Origin of the sequence: Synechococcus sp. R50.1 (genome assembly GCF_047462115.1) — a bacterium.
Lineage (GTDB): Bacteria > Cyanobacteriota > Cyanobacteriia > Thermostichales > Thermostichaceae > Thermostichus.
The window spans coordinates 48,198-64,612 of record NZ_JANSIN010000006.1 but is presented as its reverse complement, the minus strand read 5'-3'; the positions used below and the strand labels follow the sequence as shown (position 1 = coordinate 64,612).

Below are 16,415 nucleotides of genomic sequence, written 5' to 3'. Positions count from 1 at the left end.
TAAACCTAACATACCATACTCATAATGAGTTTGTCTTAATCCGAGGGCTAGGGAGGGATCCCAACTGCTGGGATCCGGATAATCCCCATTTTTCCATGCTGATCGGTTCGGCTCTGCAAGGGATCCTGTTGTCATGAGGGTGGCGCTGGAGTTCCTCTATCACTTTTGTTGTGACCGCTGTCGGCGGTGGTGGAGCCAGGCCGATGTGGAGCCCCAACCTGGGGATCGCCTGTATTGCCCCTATTGCGGCCATCAAAATTGCGTGGAGCGCATCGATACCTTTCGCAATGCTGCGCGGGGCAGTTGCCTGACCCGTCCCCCCGATGCCCCTTCTCCAGATCCGCATCCGCCCTCTGAAAAACTCGGGGATCGGCCTCAGGAGAAGCGATCCCCAATCTAGTTATCCTGGGCAAACCCAGTCCTCTTGCCCCTATGGGGCAGCCAGCCGCTAGAGCCTGTCAACCATTCAACGCATCCGTCAGAGTTCCCCGTTGCGAAGATGACCACAGGTAGAGGTCAACCTCAGGCGAGGAAGAATCCACCAGATAGCGACAGAGGCGGCGCTCTTCCAGGATGGCGGTGGAGCAGCAGCAACTGTAGACTTCCAGATAGTCGTCCGGCTCCGCCTCAAAAATCGCCTGCTGGCCGGGAAAGAGGGTGCGCTCCCAGTGGCCGGGGATCGTGCGGATCACCTGAACCTGTCCGGAACGGTTGACAAAAGCGTATCTTTTCATTGCGTTTTTTTAATGGTGTTAAGAAAAACTTATTGCCCTTAAAATAGGCTACCATCCCTGATCCCCAAGCGGCAATAATAAGCCGCCAAGACGGGGATCGCTCTTCCTGACTGGCTTTGGGAGATTTGTTCTCTCAGCTTATTGGGGTTGAGAGAATGGGATCCCGAGGAGAAGCCTGCCCTGGTAAACTGAGGGGAAGAGTCTGAAGATATCCTTAAGTTGGCCTTCACCATTCCGAGATCAGCAAGGGGGCACATCGTGGACAACAAGTTGGGGCTAGAGATCATCGAAGTCGTGGAGCAGGCTGCCATTGCCGCCGCCCGCTGGATGGGCAAAGGGGACAACAAGACCGCCGACCAGGTGGCTGTAGAGGCCATGCGGGAAAAACTCAACCAGATCCCCATGCGCGGTCGAATTGTGATTGGGGAAGGAACCCGCGATGAGGCCCCCATGCTCTACATCGGCGAAGAGGTGGGCATCTGTACCCGCCCGGATGCTGAGCAGTTCTGCCGTGTGGAAGAGCTGGTGGAGATCGATATTGCTGTGGATCCCTGTGAGGGCACCAACCTAGTGGCCAAAGGCCAAAATGGCTCCATGGCCGTGCTGGCCATCTCCGAGAAAGGTGGCCTTCTCCATGCCCCGGACATCTACATGCAAAAGCTGGCAGCTCCGCCCCAGGCCAAGGGCAAGGTGCACATCGACTATCCGCCAGAGAAAAATCTCAAGATCATCGCCGAAAGCCTGGATCGGGAGGTGTCGGATCTGACGGTGGTGGTCATGGATCGCAAGCGCCACCTCGATCTGATTCGCCAAATTCGAGAGGCGGGGGCGCGGGTGAAGCTGATCACCGATGGCGACATCTCGGCGGCTCTCTCGGCGGGCTTCAACGGCACCGGCATTCATGCCCTGATGGGGATCGGGGCTGCTCCTGAGGGAGTGATCTCGGCAGCTGCTCTGCGGTGCTTGGGCGCCCACTTCCAAGGTCGGCTGATCTACGATCCCGAAGTAGTTCAGGCAGGCACTTACCTGCCGCCTGTGGAGGAAACGCGACGGGAACTCAAAGAAAAAGGCATTGAGGATCCCGACAAGGTGTGGGAGTGTGAGGAGCTGGCCAGTGGCAAGGAAGTCCTCTTTGCTGCCACCGGGATCACCGATGGTGACTTGATGCGCGGGGTACGTTTCTTTGGGGGTGGGGCCCGCACCGAGACCTTGGTGATCTCCAGCCAATCCCGCACGGTGCGCTTTGTGGATACCATCCACATGAAAGATGGCCAGCAGCCCCGCGGACTGCAACTGCGCTAAGGGATCCCTATCTAACATCCTCGGAGATCGGGGCGGCTTTCCCCTGCTGGAGGTCGCCCTTGCCTTTTTGGGAAAGTTACGAAATCTATCAAGCCCCAACCCGTGAAAACGTAATAACTCTTCAGCAAAATCCGGCAAAACCGGTTCGATACTGGTTTTAGGGTTTAGGTAGGCTGAGAAAAGTTACCTAAGCTTGCTGGAACCGAGTCAAGGGATCCCCTCGTATCGGTCACAGCTCTTGCTTTCTCTCTGAAACAATATTTGCTTTTGTTCAGAGTTTTTGTTTTTAATAACTTTTGCTGTTGCTGTACAGACGACGGAGAGGCATGTTTATCGCGGTTGTCGGTCTTAGCCATCGCACAGCTCCCGTAGAGATTCGGGAGCGCCTCAGCATCGCGGAGGCGGAGGTGGGAGAGACGATCCAGCAGCTTCGCGCCCACCCCCACATTGAGGAGGCTGCGATCCTCAGCACCTGTAACCGGCTGGAGGTCTACATCGTCACCTCAGAAATGGAGAGTGGTGTCCGGCAGACGATGCAGTTCTTGGCTGAGCTGAAAGGGATCCCCTTGCCCCAACTGCGTCCGCACCTGTTTACCCTTCTCTACCAAGATGCCGTAACCCACCTGATGCGGGTGGCTGCCGGTCTGGACAGCTTGGTGCTGGGAGAAGGGCAGATCCTCTCGCAAGTGAAAAAAGCCCAGCAACTGGGCCAAGCCTGCAACGGCATGGATCGCATCCTCAATCGCCTTTTTAAGGCAGCCATCACCGCCGGCAAGCGCGTCCGTACCGAAACGGAGATCGGCACCGGCGCCATGTCCATCAGCTCGGCAGCGGTGGAGTTGGCTCTGCAAGAGCAGGGATCCCTCTCTCAGGGCAAAGTTACCGTGGTGGGGGCGGGGAGAATGGCCCGTCTGTTGGTGCAGCACCTGTTGGCCAAGGGGGCAGTCGATATCACGGTGGTGAACCGCTCCCTGGAGCGAGCCGAAGCCCTGGCCAAGCAATTTGAGCAGCCGATCCAGGTGCTGCCTTGGGAGTCGCTGCTGAACAGTGTGGCCGAGTCCAACTTGGTCTTCACCAGCACCGGTGCCACCCAGCCGATCCTCACCTACCAGCAACTGGCAGGGGTGCTGCAGCCAGATCAGCCGCTGTTGTTGGTGGATATCTCTGTGCCCCGCAACATCGATCCCGACGTGGAAAAGCTGAAGGGGGTACAGGTGTTCAATGTGGATCACCTCTCCCGCATCGTGGAAGAAAACCGCGCCCAACGGCAAAAGCTGGCTCTGGCTGCCGAGGCCCTGGTGGAAGAAGAGGTGGATCAATTCATGGAGTGGTGGCGTTCTCTGGAGACGGTGCCCACCATTTCCAGCCTGCGCCACAAGGTGGAGTCCATCCGCGAGCAGGAGATGGAAAAAGCTCTCTCCCGCCTGGGCAAGGACTTTGCCGAGAAGCACCTGGAGGTGATCGACGCCTTGACCCGCGGCATCGTCAACAAGATCCTGCACGACCCGATGGTGCAACTGCGGGCCAAACGGGATATTGAGGCGCGGCGGGCAGCCATGCGGATCTTGCAGGAACTGTTCAACCTGGATCCGGTGGTGTTTCAAGCCCAGCAGGAGCGCTAGGGATCCCTTGGCGAAGAGCGCATGACTTGAAGAATTGTAACAGCTCTCCCATCTGGGGTGGGGGGCACCCCTTAGGATACAAAGCGTAAGCCACAGGATCTGGGATTATGTTCGGACAATACGAAGTTTTTGTGCAGTTGGCCCTGCTGGCCTTGATTGTCTTGGCAGGCCCGGCGGTCATCCTGCTGCTCTATCTGCGCGGCGCCGATATGTAGGGGATCCCTCTGGATATTGAGGCAGTCGGGATAACCCTTTGGGAGTGCTGGGGCTAAGCCCAAAGCCAGGAGTGTTTAGCAACGTAACGCTCCTTTGCGTTAGAGTTGTAAAGAAATCCCTAAGGCACTCCTGCTTGTAGGGCGACATCCTGCTGGTCAATGGTTAATATGTCACTCCCCATCCGCAACGTTGCCATCATCGCCCACGTCGACCACGGCAAAACTACCCTTGTGGATGCCCTGTTACGCCAGGCGGGCATCTTTCGGGAGGGGGAAGACATTCCCACCTGTGTGATGGACTCCAACACGCTGGAGCGGGAGCGGGGCATTACCATCTTGGCCAAAAACACAGCCGTCCGCTACGGCGAAACCTTGATCAACATCGTCGATACTCCTGGCCACGCCGACTTTGGGGGCGAGGTGGAGCGGGTCCTGGGGATGGTGGAGGGCTGCCTGTTGATCGTGGATGCCAACGAAGGCCCGATGCCGCAAACCCGCTTTGTGCTGCGCAAGGCTTTGGAGAAGGGTCTGCGCCCCATCGTAGTGGTCAACAAGATCGATCGGCCTCGCGCTGAACCCTACAAAGCCATTGACAAGGTGCTGGATTTGTTCTTGGAGCTGGGGGCAGACGAAGACCAGTGCGACTTCCCCTATCTATTTGCCTCTGGGTTGCGCGGCTTTGCCCTGGAAGAAGCCCATCTCAAAGACTTTCTGGAAGGGAAGTACAGCGGATCCCTGGATATGAAGCCTCTTTTCGAGGCCATTCTCAAGCATGTCCCACCTCCCATTGGGGATCCCGGCAAGCCCCTGCAGCTGCAGGTCACCACGCTGGAGTATTCGGAATACCTGGGCCGGATTGTGATCGGCAAGATCCACAACGGCACCATCCGCCTGGGGGATCCATTGGCAGTGGTGAAAGAGGATGGATCCATTGCCAAGGGCAAAGTAACCAAGCTGTTCGGCTTTCAGGGCCTGCAGCGCATCGAGCTGACGGAAGCTACCGCCGGCCACATTGTTGCTGTGGCGGGGTTTGCCGAGGCCAACATTGGCCACACCCTCACCTCTCCCGAAAATCCCCAGGCTCTGCCGCTCATCAAAGTGGACGAGCCGACGCTGCAGGTGATGATCGGTGTCAACGATTCTCCCTTTGCCGGCCAGGAGGGTACCTTCGTTACCTCGCGACAGTTGCGGGAGCGCCTGATGCGGGAGCTGGAAACCAACGTGGCGCTGCGGGTGGAAGAAACCGACTCGCCGGATCGCTTTTTGGTGTCGGGGCGAGGCGAGCTGCACCTGGGCATCCTGCTAGAAACCATGCGGCGGGAAGGCTATGAGTTTCAGGTGGGGCAACCGAAGGTAATTTTCCGCGAGGTCAACGGCCAGCCCTATGAGCCCTATGAGTGTTTGGTGCTGGATGTGCCGGAAGCGACGGTGGGGGCCTGCATCGAGCGGCTGGGGCAACGGCGGGGAGAAATGCAGAACATGATGGTGGGATCCGATGGTCGGGCTCAGCTGGAGTTTGTCATTCCGGCGCGAGGGCTGATCGGCTTTCGAGGGGAGTTTATCCGCATCACCCGCGGCGAGGGGATCATGAGCCACAGCTTTCTGGAATACCGTCCCCTGACCTCTGAGATGGAAATGCGCCGCAACGGGGTGCTGATCGCTTTTGAAGAAGGGGTGGCCACTACCTATGCCCTCAAGAATGCGGAAGATCGAGGTGTATTCTTTATTACGCCAGGTACCCGCGTTTACAAGGGCATGATCGTGGGCGAGCACAACCGTCCCCAAGACTTGGAGCTGAACGTCTGCAAGACCAAGCAACTGACCAACCACCGGGCTGCGGGCGGGGAGGAGCTGGTGCACTTGCAAGCGCCGGTGGAGATGACCCTGGAGCGGGCTTTGGAATACATCGGCGAGGATGAGCTGGTGGAGATCACGCCCCAGTCGGTGCGCCTGCGCAAGGCACAGTTAACGCCCTCTCGCCGCTAGTTTTCTCAGCCAACTGGAAGAGAGCCTGGCTCACCACCGCCGCAGGTAAGAGGCCAAGTTGGGGAAATAGAACGCCCCCCAAATCCCCAGCAGGATGACTCCCAAGCCGAACACAACCAGCCAAAGGCGCGGTCGGCTGTGCAGCTTATTGGATCCCACCTGGACGTAGGCCAGATCCACCCAAGCAGTATTGCCGCGGCGGAACCAGCCCACCACTTTGACGCGCCGGCCCACCAGGGCGCGGATCCGCTTCAGGCCGGAAAAGACATTGCCCACCGGCCCCAAAGGGGAAGTAAAGCGCACCGGGATCAGCCCTGTGGCCTCTTGCAGCTTCAGCTCTGCCCCCAGTTGATAGCCGGAGGGGCCCAGTCCCACCAACTCCCCCTCCAGCTCCACCCATTGTCCGCGGCGGGGATCCGCGTCGGGATCCGCCAGCAAGCTGAGCACATCCGTCGGCCTTGCCGGCAGGGATCCCCCGTACATCAATCCCGCTTTGGCCCACAGGCCCATCCCGTAGCCCACCACCGCGGCTGCCCAAATCACCTTGGGATCGAGGCGATCTTGCAGCACCAGGTAGAGGATCAGCCCCACCAGCCAGCCAATGAGGATCCCGACCACTTCGGCAGCATAGATGGCCAGATCTAGCCAAAACCGGCTTTGCAGACGGGCCACATCCAACTTGGATCCGGATCCCAGACTCAGCTCCGGCACGAGGCGCAGCCGCTCCCCATATCCTGCCAAGACCTTGAAGCGGTGCCCCGGCAACGGATGGCTGGAATTGACCTGCATCCAGCGGGCCCAAGGGTTGAACTGATCCCAGAGAAAGACTTGGCCGGCTTGGGAGGGATCCTGGAGGCGGGCGGCAGCACTGGCAGCGGCGATGGTTTTGAAGTCCAAAAAGCTGAACAGGCGGGTGCAGTGCAACAGCGAGGAAGGTCGGCGGTCGTTTTTGTGGGCCTCCTGCAGGCCAGCAGCCGATTTGAGCAGAGCAGCGATCAGCCCGTTCGGGTTGCCGGTTGCCTGTACGGCAAAATGGTCGGCATGGTAGGTGCCCAGGCGGGAGAGGAAAAACAGCGGGTAGGAGAGCACCGTGTAGATGAGGTAGAGCAGCGGGGCCACATGCCCGATGAGATCCCGCCGTTTGCTTCCCAGTTGGCTCACCTGCTCTAGGGCCAGGTAAACCAGTTGAATCGGGGATCCCAGCAGGGTCATGACCAGGATATCTCCATTAACAATTCGCCCCAGGGCCTGGGCGTAGACGGCGGCAATCTCATCCTCAGAAAGCTGCTGCAACAGGGCTTGGGTGACCACAATGCGGCAGCCATCAGAAAAAGTGCCGTAAACAAAGGCCAGCGGCCCAGCATCCGGGATCACCCCCAGTCGGGGCTGTTTTAGCTGGTTTTGGGCACAGATGCGCTGCAGCAGGCGCGCCGTTTCGGGGCTGTGGCGTTCGATTTCGCCAAGCCTGGCCCAACGCAACTTGTGCAGCCGTTGGTGGAGCTGATCCATCAGCCAGGGGGCAAAAAAGAGAAGGCCTACTCCAAAGTTGACCGCCAGGCTGCCGGCCACCAACCACCGCAGGCCATTGCGCAGCCAGGGCAGCAACCCCTGCAAAAACCAAAGCTGCCGCGGAAAACTCAGCCGGCCAAAATCCAGATGGCTGCCTACCAACACAAAGCTCAGCCACCAAAGGAAGACAATGCCCACCCCCAGGGATCCCCACTTGGCCCAATGCAGGGGGCCGGCCCGCTCCGGCAGGGGGATCTTCATACCCAGTTGGGCGGCCCGTTGACGGGTGGACAGGGATCCCGCTCCAGGAGACGGCTCCTCTGGGGGAGCAGAACGCGGTTCGACAGGTTTGGCGGACGGAGCAGCCAGGGACTCTGTTGCAGTGGGCAGGCGAAGCAAGATCTTCTTGGCCCAGCCTTGCGCCTGGGGGTTGGGGTGTTGCAGCAGCTCTAGGCAGAGGGACCGTGCCTTCTCCGTCTGGCCCAACTGGTGGTAGGCCCGCACCAGGTTCATTTGGGCTTCCAGGGCTTCGCCGTCAGATGAGTCTGCCGGGATCCCTAATGCTTTGTCCTGCTGACGGGATTGGGCCAGGTAGCCTTCAAAAAGTTGGATGGCCTCTTGAAGGCGGCCCTGCCGCAGGGCTTCCTTGCCCGCCTGGACGGCATCGGGGATCATCGGCTTGCTCCTTGCCTGGTAGGGTCTGCTTCTGGAGATCGGTTGGATCCATCTGCTCCCCTAGCTTACTCAGGGATCCAACCCCGAGAGACTGGATCCCCCCTAAAGGGGGTAGCAGAGCAAGCGCCGCCGCAAGCGATCCAGAGCCGTCTGGGCGCTCCACCAACGCACCCCCTCTCTGCCGCGCAGGCTGCCAAACCGGTACTCGTGTACTTCCACCTTCCCTTGCGGATCCGCCAAACCCAGATACACAAGGCCAACCGGCTTGGTGGGTGTCCCCCCATCCGGCCCGGCAATGCCGGTGATGCTCAAGGCCCAGTTGGAGCCCAGGACTTGCTTGGCCCCCAGCGCCATTTGGGCGGCCACCGCCTCGCTCACGGCCCCGTGCTGTCGCAGGGTTTCCGGATTCACCTGTAAAAGCTGCTCCTTGATGCGGTTGTCGTAGGCCACGATCCCCCCCACAAAATAGCGGGAGCTGCCCGGGATCCCGGTCACCAACTGCCCCAGCAGCCCGCCGGTGCAGGATTCTGCCACCGCCAGAGTTTGACCCCGTTGCAGCAACAGCTCCCCCACCACACCGGCCAAGGTGGCGTCATCGCTGCCGAAGTAGTCTTCTCCAGAAATCTGTAAAATCTGCTCCACCACCGGGGCGATCAAGGCTTGGGCCTCTTCACGACTGGGAGCACGTCCGGTAACCCGCAGGCGTACCTCCCCCTGGCTGGCGTAGGGAGCCACCGTAGGGTTTTCCCCCGCCAACAGGGATCCCAGCCGTTCGGCCAGCGTCGATTCGGGAATGCCCCAATAGCGCAGTACCCGGCTGTAGAACACCTCTTTTCCCCAGCCGATGGAGCGTAGATAAGGCACGGCGGTCTCCCGCCACATGTGTTGCATCTCCCGCGGCACCCCAGGGAAGGTGAGAATGTGCAGGTCGGGCCGGGGCTGCCAGATGAGGCCACAGGCGCTGCCAAGCGGGTTGGGCAACACCCTCGCTCCCCGGGGCAGAAAAGCCTGCTTGCGATTGCTCGGCGAGGGCACAAGGCCCCGCTGCCCGTACTTTTGCAGGATCTCTTCCCACACTTGGGGGTGCTCCACCATCTCCGCCCCAAAAAAGGAAGCCAGCGCCTCATGGGTGAGATCGTCCGGCGTCGGCCCCAAACCCCCGGTGATCAGAATCAAGCTGGAACGACCACAGGCCACCTCCAGCGCGTGGTGAATGCGGGCCTCGTTATCCCCCACCACCGTTTGGTAATAGTGGGGGATCCCCAGTTGCGCCAACTCGGCTGCCAAGTACTGGGCATTGGTATTGGTGATCTCTCCCAAAAGCAATTCTGTGCCGATGCAGAGGATCTCAGCCCCTTGGGGAATAGCAGTTTGCGGTGGGATCATGCTTGGCCTCGAGCTCAGCTCAGCCGCAAGAAAAGTATACAAGAGGTCTCGGCCCCCAGATTTCCGGCTGGTCGTCGGCCATTCCCAATTGCGGTGAGACAGCCGGCGGGTTTTCACTTCCCTCTCCCGCTCTGAGAAAATTTCCGCGCCGACTACCCCACAGAAGGCACACTCAAGCTCGACAGGGATCCTCAGCCAGCCGAGCCAAAGCTTCCAAATCAGCACCCACCACGCGGTTGAGAATCCATTCGGGATGTTGCTGGGCACCCATGCGTCGATAGAACTCAATCGCCGGCTGGTTCCAATCCAAAACCATCCACTCCAGCCGCCCATATCCTTTGGCCACCGCCTCCTGAGCCACCCGCGCCAAGAGCGCTTTGCCAATGCCTCTGCCGCGAAACTCCGGCAACACGAACAGATCCTCAAGGTAAATCCCTGGTCGGGTCAGGAACGTGGAAAAATTGCGGAAGTAGAGGGCAAATCCCACCGCTTGCCCCTCCACTTCTGCCAACAACGCCGAGGCCAAAGCCTCTGGGCCAAACAAATAGTGGCGCAACAGATCAGCGGATCCCGTTACCAGGTGGCTCAGCTTCTCGTACTCGGCCAAGGCGCAGATGAGGTCAAACAAAACGGGCACATCTAAAGCGGTGGCAGGACGGATTTCCATACTTTTGCCTGGCTTCACAACCAATTCCTTGAATTTCCTGAGATACCGGCACGAGAACAGACCACAGTTTATTCTTGTTGTGGACAGAACGCCCAGGCAGCATCTTTTGGACGCGCAGCGTGGTGGGGGCAGCGGCAGGGGCCCAGAGGACTCACCGCACAAGGCAGGTAGGGTGACCGAGAAAAGTAACGGCAGAAGGGATCCCAGGCCGAGTCAGAAAAGAGAGTTGGCATGGCCCGGCGCTCGTCCCCGATTGAGAGGCGGCGGGATCCCCTCTTTTCCAGCAGAGGGATCAACTGAGCCCAGAACGTTAGCCCCAACCACAAGCCAACTCCCACTCAGCGCTTGCACAATTGCCCTCCCCCGTCGGCCAACAGCGTTGTCTTCCAACCAGAATCAGCCTCGGCCAGCCTGCTTGCCCAGGACTAGCGTGGCAGCCCGTTTTGGAGCTGTCCTTCCCTGCCGGCAAGAACCCGAGAAAAACCGATTAGAGTGAAATATGGACTGACCCGCTGAGCCTTCCGATTCCATGACCACCTCCACCCTTGATGCTGCTGCCATCCTTGAAGCGTTGCGCCCTGTTCAAGATCCGGAGCTGCGCCGCAGCCTGGTGGAACTGAACATGATCCGGGATATTCGCGTCGAGCCTGGGCGAGTGGCCTTTACCCTGGTGCTGACCACGCCGGCCTGCCCTTTGCGAGAATTCATTGTCGAGGAGTGCAAAGCTGCCATCCGCCAGCTGGCCCCCATCGAAGCCATTGATGTTACGGTAACGGCAGAAACCCCCCGTTCCCCTTCCCTGCCGAATCGCCAGTCCATCCCCGGTGTGCGCAACATCATCGCCATTTCCAGCGGCAAGGGGGGAGTGGGCAAAACTTCGGTGTCGGTAAATGTGGCCGTGGCGCTGGCCCAAAGTGGAGCGCGGGTGGGGCTGCTGGATGCCGATATTTACGGTCCCAATGTGCCGCTGATGCTGGGCCTGCAGGATCGGTCTCTGGTTGTGCAAAAACGGGAGGACGGCGGCGAGGATATCTTCCCCCTGGAAAATTACGGCGTCAAGATGGTGTCGATGGGCCTCTTGGTGGGACGGGATCAGCCGGTGATCTGGCGGGGGCCAATGTTAAACGGGGTGATCCGGCAATTCCTCTATCAGGTGCAGTGGGGAGAGTTGGACTACTTGGTTGTGGATATGCCCCCCGGCACCGGCGATGCCCAATTGACCCTAGTGCAGGCAGTGCCGCTGGCAGGAGCTGTGATCGTCACCACGCCCCAATCGGTGGCCCTGCTGGACAGTCGCAAGGGCTTGAACATGTTTCGGCAGTTGGGGGTGCCCATCCTGGGTATTGTGGAAAACATGAGCTACTTCATCCCGCCCGACCTGCCGGATCGCCAGTACGATATTTTCGGCTCAGAAGGGGGAGAGACCACGGCCCGCGAGCTTGGTGTCCCGCTGCTGGGGCGGATCCCGTTGGAGATTGCCCTGCGCCAAGGGGGGGATGCGGGCCAGCCCATCGTCATCAGCCAGCCTGAGTCAGCCTCGGCCCAGGCGCTGCGGCAAATTGCCAAAACCTTGGCAGGCCGTGTTTCGATGCTGGCTTTGGGGGCAGGCTAGAAGCGCTCTGCTTCCACCAACGAGACCCCGAAGCTGCGTCCTCCCACCACAATCCCCTCTTGGGCTTTACCGCGCACGGTCACTGTGCTGTTCATGGCCGGCAGCCCCTTGTCGGTGATGACCCAAAGGGAACCGCTGTTGTCTTGGAGCTCATACACACCCTGGCCGAACACCCCTATCTGGTTCACCACGCGACCGCGGACATACACATCGGTGTAGCGGGAGGGATTTTGCTCTACGGTGGCGATGGGAGTTGTGCCGATGCCCAGACGCGCCAGTGGCCCACACCCGGCTAGGGCCAGGCTCAAACACAGCAAGAACACCAGGGATCCCTTGGGGAAAGGTAGGCCGAGTCGCTGTTTCATGGGTTGCTTCCATTACGAGCACCTGCTCCCAAGATAGCAAGCCGGCAGGGAAATCCACGGCCAAGTCAGAACTTCTCGCCAATGCCGAAGTGCAGTTGACCTTGGCCGGCTCCGCCTTGCCCAACCGCGTAGTCGATGCGCAACGGCCCCAAGGGAGATTGGATGCGAATGCCGACCCCCAGCCCCAAACCACTGCCCGGCTTGTTGCGCACCGCTGCGGGATTGCCGGCCACGGCAGCTCCACTGCCCAGATCAGTGCCGTAGTCGGCGAAAACCACGGCTCCCACCGGGTCAAAAAGGGGGAAACGCAACTCGGCGGTTGCGGTGGCAAAGCTGCGACCGGAACCGATACCCCCCTCGAAAAAGCCCCGCACCGAGTTGCCCCCACCAATGGCAAAAGCATCGTAGGGAGCCAAGTCGCCGATGGTCGTGCCTGCTCGCACATCAAAGGCCAATACCTGCGGTCGCTCGCTGCGGGTTTCAAACAGGTTGACGGGAATGAACTGGCTGTAGCCGGCCTCGAGGCGGTTGGCATTCAAGCCATTTTGAAACAGACGTACCGACTGTTCTGTGGAGATGCGAAAGACCGAGCCCTGGCTGGGGCTGTTGGGGTTGTCGCGGGCGTCGTTGACAAGGCCGAGGCGCAGGGTGGTGTAGCTGTCTTGGCCGCTCTCGCTGAAGGTAATCGGGTTGCCCAGCACATCGAAGCGCTGCTGCTCCCCGTTGCTGTTGCGAGCTTCTACAAATTGGATGCGGGTGCCCAAGCTGGCCCGCCAATTGCCCCCAATCGGGCGAGAGAAAGTCACCCCGCCGCCAAGACGGTTGATGCGCACGGGATCCCCGTTGGGCAGGGTCAATCCCTCATTGAAGACAAAGCTAGAACTTTGCTGGTTGGAGATGTTGACGTTGTAGGAGGTGGGGATCTCCAGCGTGGCAATCCGCGGGTCGGTGAAGTTCAAATCGAAGAGGGTTTCGTTGGTGCCCACCTGCACGTTGAAGCTGGCACTTTGGTTGTTGCCGCCCAAGTTTTGTTCGGAGACGTTGAGGCCGGCGAAGACCCCTGTGGCGGAGCTAACGCCGATGGTGCCGCCCAAGGTACCGGTGCGACGTTCTTCCACGTTCACCACCACCACCACCTTGTCGGGATCCTGGCCGGGGTTGAGCCCCACATTCACATCTTGAAACAGGTTGAGATTAAAAACCGCCTGCAGGTCTTCCTGGATTTGGTTGCGGTTAAACACATCCCCCGGCTTGGACTTCAACTCGCGGGTGATGATGAAGTCACGGGTTTTGGTGTTGCCCTGAACGCGAATATCCTCGATCACCCCTTCGGCGATTTCCAGGGTGATGGTGCCGTCTTCAGAGGAGCGCACATCCGTCACTTTGGCCAGCACGTAACCCTTATCGGCGTACCACTGCTCGATCTCGGCCACAGCCAGTTGCAGCTCGCCGAAGTTGAGCACCCGCCCTTCCTGGTCGGCAAAGGCGGCCCGCAGCACTTCCGGATCCAGAACTTTCGCCCCTTCCGTGCGCACGGCTTTCAGGATTGGGTTGGGCTTGACCTCAAAGGTGACCCGCACTCCCAAGGGTGTATCGGAAGGCACCGCCCGCACATCGGCAAACAAACCGGTGGCAAACACGGCATTGATGTCTTCCCGCAACTGGGATCGGGTGGAAACCTCGCCGGCGCGGGTGCGGATGACGCTGTAAACCCGGTTGATCAGCTCCGGATCTTCAGTGCCCTCAACCACTACCTCCGCTACCAACACTTCTGGCTCGCCGGCAGTGGGGGGTGGGGTGGGGGAGGGCTGGGCGGGGGTGTCGCCACCGGTGCGCAGGTCGAGGGTGCCGGGCTGAGGAACCGATTGCGCCCAAGCCGGGGATCCCATCAGCAGAGCGCTACGGGACGCTTCAGCAAACGCAAAAGCGGTGCAGAGCACCATCCGGCAGGTGAGAGCTGAAGCCAGCCAAGGGCGAAGTTGCTTGGAACGATTCATGGGGATCCCTCGCACACCAAAAAGCAAGATTGCAAAGCCGGGCCAAGCTTGCGTTAAAACCCGCTGCCGCCCAGCAGCGGACAATTGCCCTGGATTATATCAATCCCCATCCACCCAGATCCGAGCGTGGCCGCGAACCGGATTGCGGACTTGGGCAGTCTGGAGTGCAAAAAGCAGCCTCCCCCGCTCAAGGCAGGCGCAGGGATCCCCTACAGCGCTGGCCGCAAGACCTCGGCTCGACTTCCTCGGCAGCTAGGTTGACTTGGGAGTTGAGGATGACGACGGTGATGGGAGCAGGAGTGGGAGGCAAAGAGCGGCTGCTCCTCCAGCCCCAACTGTCGGCGTACTGTTGTGGGGGAACGTTGGGCAGGATCAGGACGGTGTTTTGCAGGACGTTGCTTTGCAGGGTGGTGGCGTTGCCGTTCAGGATCGCCATCTGCTGGGTGTGGGAAGTCTGAGCCAGGACGGCTGGAGCAAACCCGAAGCCGAGCAGAGCTGCCACTCCGGGGAGGAGGAGTTGGGTGGACAACATCGAGGATTCTCCACAAGACGCCAGGATGCCGACACTTTAGCCTGCTTTGCCCTCCGCTGAGTTGCCGCAAAAAAAGCTACGTGATGGGGAGGGATCCCTGCTGGGGACGTACAGCCGCGCGGCCCAGGCCCACAAAAAAGCCTGCAGAGGGTACTCTGTGCAGGCCCGTCTTGCTCGTCTGGATTGTCTTGATGGAGCTCAGAAGGAGAAACCGACCCCCACTCAGGAGCCGCAGGGGAAAATCAGCTCTCCGGCTCAAACACCTTCAGATCCACCACCTTCCCCCCTTGGAAAGTCCAGTGGGCAAAGGTGCCGGCCACCTCCCCATTCTCATCGAAGTTGATGGATCCAGAGGCGCCGGTGTAGAAGATGTCTTCCCCTTTGCCGATCAGCTCCACCGCCTTGGCCCACTCTCCGGGCAGGATCTCGGTGCCGGGGGGATTGGCCACTTCCCGCAAAGCATCCCGAACAGCAGTGCCATCGGTGCTGCCGGCTTTCTGAATGGCCAGAGCCAGGACAAAAGCGGCATCGTAGGCGGTGTCGATGTAGGGGGTGGGGGGCAGCTCCCCGTAGGCGGCTTTGTAGGCTTCGGCAAAGATTTGGTAAGCCTTGCTATCGGTGAGGGCCTGAGGCGAAACGCCGATGGATCCCTCTAGCTTTTCGGCTCCCACCTGGGCTGCCACATCGGGAGAGCGCATGCCATCGGTGAAGACAAAGCGGTCAAACAGTCCTTCTTCCAAAGCTTGCCGCAAAATGACCACACCGTTTTCGGGGTAGCCAATCAGCACCAACGCCTGGGGATCCCCTTCCTTCAGTTGGGTCAGCTCACTGCGGTAGGAAGCCTTGCCGGGCTCGTAGGGAACCGACTTGGTGATGGTGCCGCCCCGCTTTTCAAAAGCCGTCTTAAAGCTGTCGGCCAGGCCCTGGCCGTAGTCGTTGTTAATGTAAATAATGGCCAGGCGCTCCAGCTTCTCTTCACGGGTGATCTGGGCCAAGGCCACCCCTTGGTAGGCGTCGGAAGGAACCGTGCGAAACAGAAAATCGTTGTCCTCCAGGGTGGTGATGGTGGGGGCGGTGGAAGCGGGGGAAATTTGCGGGATCCGATTGGGAACAGAAACCGTCGTGGCCACCGGAATGGTGATGCCGCTGCCCAAGGCGCCGATGATGCCGGCCACCTTCTCCACGGTGACCAACCGTTGAGCTGCGTCGATAGCCGGCTGAGCCGACGTCTGGTCATCCGCTTCGACCACTTGGGCAGGGGATCCCAAAATGCCACCGGCGGCGTTGATTTGGTCAATCGCCAGCTTGATCCCCTTGAGGCAGTTTTCCCCGAAGGCCTGCAGATCCCCGGTGAGAGACATTAAAGCCCCAATTTTGACCGGCCCTTGAGTTGCCTGCTGAGCCGTGCTGGGCAGCAGAGTGGTGGCAAGAGCAGCAGCCGTCAGGGCAGCCGCCGCTGCAAAGGCCCGTCGGGTGAGTTTATTCATGCGAGACATAGCCGACAACCTCCTGTGAGGGAAGGGAAAGTAGAACTCAGATCCCAAAGGTCAAGTAAAGTCAAGTGTTGAGTCGTAGCAGTCAGACGTTGACTCACCTCAAAGCGTTCCCCACTTCCTCAAGAAAAGATGGCTCCGGGAAACAGGCGGGCCAGACTCAGGATCTCGCCCGTTCCTTGGCTGCTGTAGGGCTGGCTGCGGCCTCCAAAGGCAGTTGCCCCTGTAGGAATCCAGGAAGGATAATGGGCAAACTCGGCCATTGGGCTCATTATATTTTGAGAAATACTGAACTCATCGGTCGGCGGGGTTTTCCCAAG

General features: G+C 59.9%; 15 protein-coding genes. 6 read left to right on the top strand and 9 right to left on the bottom strand.

All coding sequences use genetic code 11. From position 1 onward, the window contains the following. Positions 1–133 precede the first annotated feature (133 nt). Positions 134–400 (top strand): hypothetical protein, encoded by a 267-nt coding sequence (locus tag NW870_RS03085; RefSeq protein WP_414373851.1) that lies wholly within the window; start codon positions 134–136, stop codon positions 398–400. Positions 401–458: 58 nt separating this feature from the next. Here the strand turns inward: NW870_RS03085 and NW870_RS03080 are convergent, their stop codons facing one another. Then, positions 459–734 (bottom strand): DUF1830 domain-containing protein, encoded by a 276-nt coding sequence (locus tag NW870_RS03080; protein WP_414373849.1) that lies wholly within the window; start codon positions 732–734, stop codon positions 459–461. A gap of 258 nt (positions 735–992) precedes the next feature. On the opposite strand from NW870_RS03080, the gene glpX reads away from it, so the two are divergent. From glpX to typA, 4 genes are all read left to right on the top strand, one after another. Next, entirely contained in the window at positions 993–2,036 is a 1,044-nt protein-coding gene (gene glpX / locus NW870_RS03075) for a class II fructose-bisphosphatase (protein WP_414342167.1), read from the top strand. Between the two features lie 326 nt (positions 2,037–2,362). Further along, positions 2,363–3,658: a glutamyl-tRNA reductase gene (locus tag NW870_RS03070; RefSeq protein WP_414373848.1), complete on the top strand. Its 1,296-nt coding sequence runs from the start codon at positions 2,363–2,365 to the stop codon at positions 3,656–3,658. A 107-nt stretch (positions 3,659–3,765) separates the two neighbouring features. Continuing rightward, a complete protein-coding gene (gene psb30, locus NW870_RS03065; RefSeq protein ID WP_011433833.1) occupies positions 3,766–3,873 on the top strand; it encodes a photosystem II reaction center protein Ycf12/Psb30 in 108 nt (35 codons plus the stop codon). Positions 3,874–4,041: 168 nt separating this feature from the next. After that, positions 4,042–5,859, top strand: a complete 1,818-nt coding sequence (gene typA, locus NW870_RS03060) for a translational GTPase TypA (RefSeq protein ID WP_414373846.1) — start codon at positions 4,042–4,044, stop codon at positions 5,857–5,859. Positions 5,860–5,889: 30 nt separating this feature from the next. On the opposite strand, the gene NW870_RS03055 is transcribed toward typA, so the two are convergent. The 4 genes from NW870_RS03055 to NW870_RS03040 form a co-directional block, all read right to left on the bottom strand. Then, positions 5,890–8,043: a M48 family metalloprotease gene (locus tag NW870_RS03055; RefSeq protein ID WP_414373844.1), complete on the bottom strand. Its 2,154-nt coding sequence runs from the start codon at positions 8,041–8,043 to the stop codon at positions 5,890–5,892. Positions 8,044–8,145: 102 nt separating this feature from the next. Beyond that, positions 8,146–9,429, bottom strand: coding sequence for a competence/damage-inducible protein A (locus tag NW870_RS03050; protein WP_414373842.1), 1,284 nt, complete (start codon positions 9,427–9,429; stop codon positions 8,146–8,148). Positions 9,430–9,601: 172 nt separating this feature from the next. Continuing rightward, the gene (locus tag NW870_RS03045; protein ID WP_414373841.1) at positions 9,602–10,096 is read right to left on the bottom strand and encodes an N-acetyltransferase family protein; all 495 of its coding nucleotides are present in this window, start codon (positions 10,094–10,096) and stop codon (positions 9,602–9,604) included. 68 nt (positions 10,097–10,164) lie between these two features. Beyond that, positions 10,165–10,329: a DUF6464 family protein gene (locus NW870_RS03040; RefSeq protein ID WP_238376969.1), complete on the bottom strand. Its 165-nt coding sequence runs from the start codon at positions 10,327–10,329 to the stop codon at positions 10,165–10,167. Positions 10,330–10,625: 296 nt separating this feature from the next. On the opposite strand from NW870_RS03040, the gene NW870_RS03035 reads away from it, so the two are divergent. Continuing rightward, the gene (locus NW870_RS03035; protein ID WP_414373840.1) at positions 10,626–11,708 is read left to right on the top strand and encodes an Mrp/NBP35 family ATP-binding protein; all 1,083 of its coding nucleotides are present in this window, start codon (positions 10,626–10,628) and stop codon (positions 11,706–11,708) included. Here NW870_RS03035 and NW870_RS03030 read toward each other — a convergent pair. The 4 genes from NW870_RS03030 to NW870_RS03015 all read right to left on the bottom strand — a co-directional run bounded on the left by NW870_RS03030 (position 11,705) and on the right by NW870_RS03015 (position 16,098). Further along, positions 11,705–12,073, bottom strand: coding sequence for a hypothetical protein (locus NW870_RS03030; RefSeq protein WP_414373839.1), 369 nt, complete (start codon positions 12,071–12,073; stop codon positions 11,705–11,707). The two genes, NW870_RS03035 and NW870_RS03030, sit on opposite strands and share 4 nt — an antisense overlap. 65 nt (positions 12,074–12,138) lie before the next feature. Further along, positions 12,139–14,070, bottom strand: coding sequence for a BamA/TamA family outer membrane protein (locus NW870_RS03025; protein WP_414373838.1), 1,932 nt, complete (start codon positions 14,068–14,070; stop codon positions 12,139–12,141). 187 nt (positions 14,071–14,257) lie between these two features. Then, positions 14,258–14,602, bottom strand: coding sequence for a hypothetical protein (locus NW870_RS03020; RefSeq protein ID WP_011432412.1), 345 nt, complete (start codon positions 14,600–14,602; stop codon positions 14,258–14,260). A 242-nt stretch (positions 14,603–14,844) separates the two neighbouring features. Continuing rightward, a complete protein-coding gene (locus tag NW870_RS03015; protein WP_414373836.1) occupies positions 14,845–16,098 on the bottom strand; it encodes an ABC transporter substrate-binding protein in 1,254 nt (417 codons plus the stop codon). Between the last annotated feature and the right edge of the window lie 317 nt (positions 16,099–16,415).

Excerpts from the sequence above, each read along its gene's own strand:
- NW870_RS03085 (WP_414373851.1), top strand. The coding sequence starts at position 134 with ATGAGGGTGGCGCTGGAGTTCCTCTATCACTTTTGTTGTGACCGCTGT.
- NW870_RS03080 (WP_414373849.1), bottom strand. The coding sequence starts at position 734 with ATGAAAAGATACGCTTTTGTCAACCGTTCCGGACAGGTTCAGGTGATC.
- NW870_RS03070 (WP_414373848.1), top strand. The coding sequence starts at position 2,363 with ATGTTTATCGCGGTTGTCGGTCTTAGCCATCGCACAGCTCCCGTAGAG.
- psb30 (WP_011433833.1), top strand. The coding sequence starts at position 3,766 with ATGTTCGGACAATACGAAGTTTTTGTGCAGTTGGCCCTGCTGGCCTTG.
- typA (WP_414373846.1), top strand. The coding sequence starts at position 4,042 with ATGTCACTCCCCATCCGCAACGTTGCCATCATCGCCCACGTCGACCAC.
- NW870_RS03055 (WP_414373844.1), bottom strand. The coding sequence starts at position 8,043 with ATGATCCCCGATGCCGTCCAGGCGGGCAAGGAAGCCCTGCGGCAGGGC.
- NW870_RS03050 (WP_414373842.1), bottom strand. The coding sequence starts at position 9,429 with ATGATCCCACCGCAAACTGCTATTCCCCAAGGGGCTGAGATCCTCTGC.
- NW870_RS03045 (WP_414373841.1), bottom strand. The coding sequence starts at position 10,096 with ATGGAAATCCGTCCTGCCACCGCTTTAGATGTGCCCGTTTTGTTTGAC.
- NW870_RS03040 (WP_238376969.1), bottom strand. The coding sequence starts at position 10,329 with ATGCCAACTCTCTTTTCTGACTCGGCCTGGGATCCCTTCTGCCGTTAC.
- NW870_RS03035 (WP_414373840.1), top strand. The coding sequence starts at position 10,626 with ATGACCACCTCCACCCTTGATGCTGCTGCCATCCTTGAAGCGTTGCGC.
- NW870_RS03030 (WP_414373839.1), bottom strand. The coding sequence starts at position 12,073 with ATGAAACAGCGACTCGGCCTACCTTTCCCCAAGGGATCCCTGGTGTTC.
- NW870_RS03025 (WP_414373838.1), bottom strand. The coding sequence starts at position 14,070 with ATGAATCGTTCCAAGCAACTTCGCCCTTGGCTGGCTTCAGCTCTCACC.
- NW870_RS03020 (WP_011432412.1), bottom strand. The coding sequence starts at position 14,602 with ATGTTGTCCACCCAACTCCTCCTCCCCGGAGTGGCAGCTCTGCTCGGC.
- NW870_RS03015 (WP_414373836.1), bottom strand. The coding sequence starts at position 16,098 with ATGTCTCGCATGAATAAACTCACCCGACGGGCCTTTGCAGCGGCGGCT.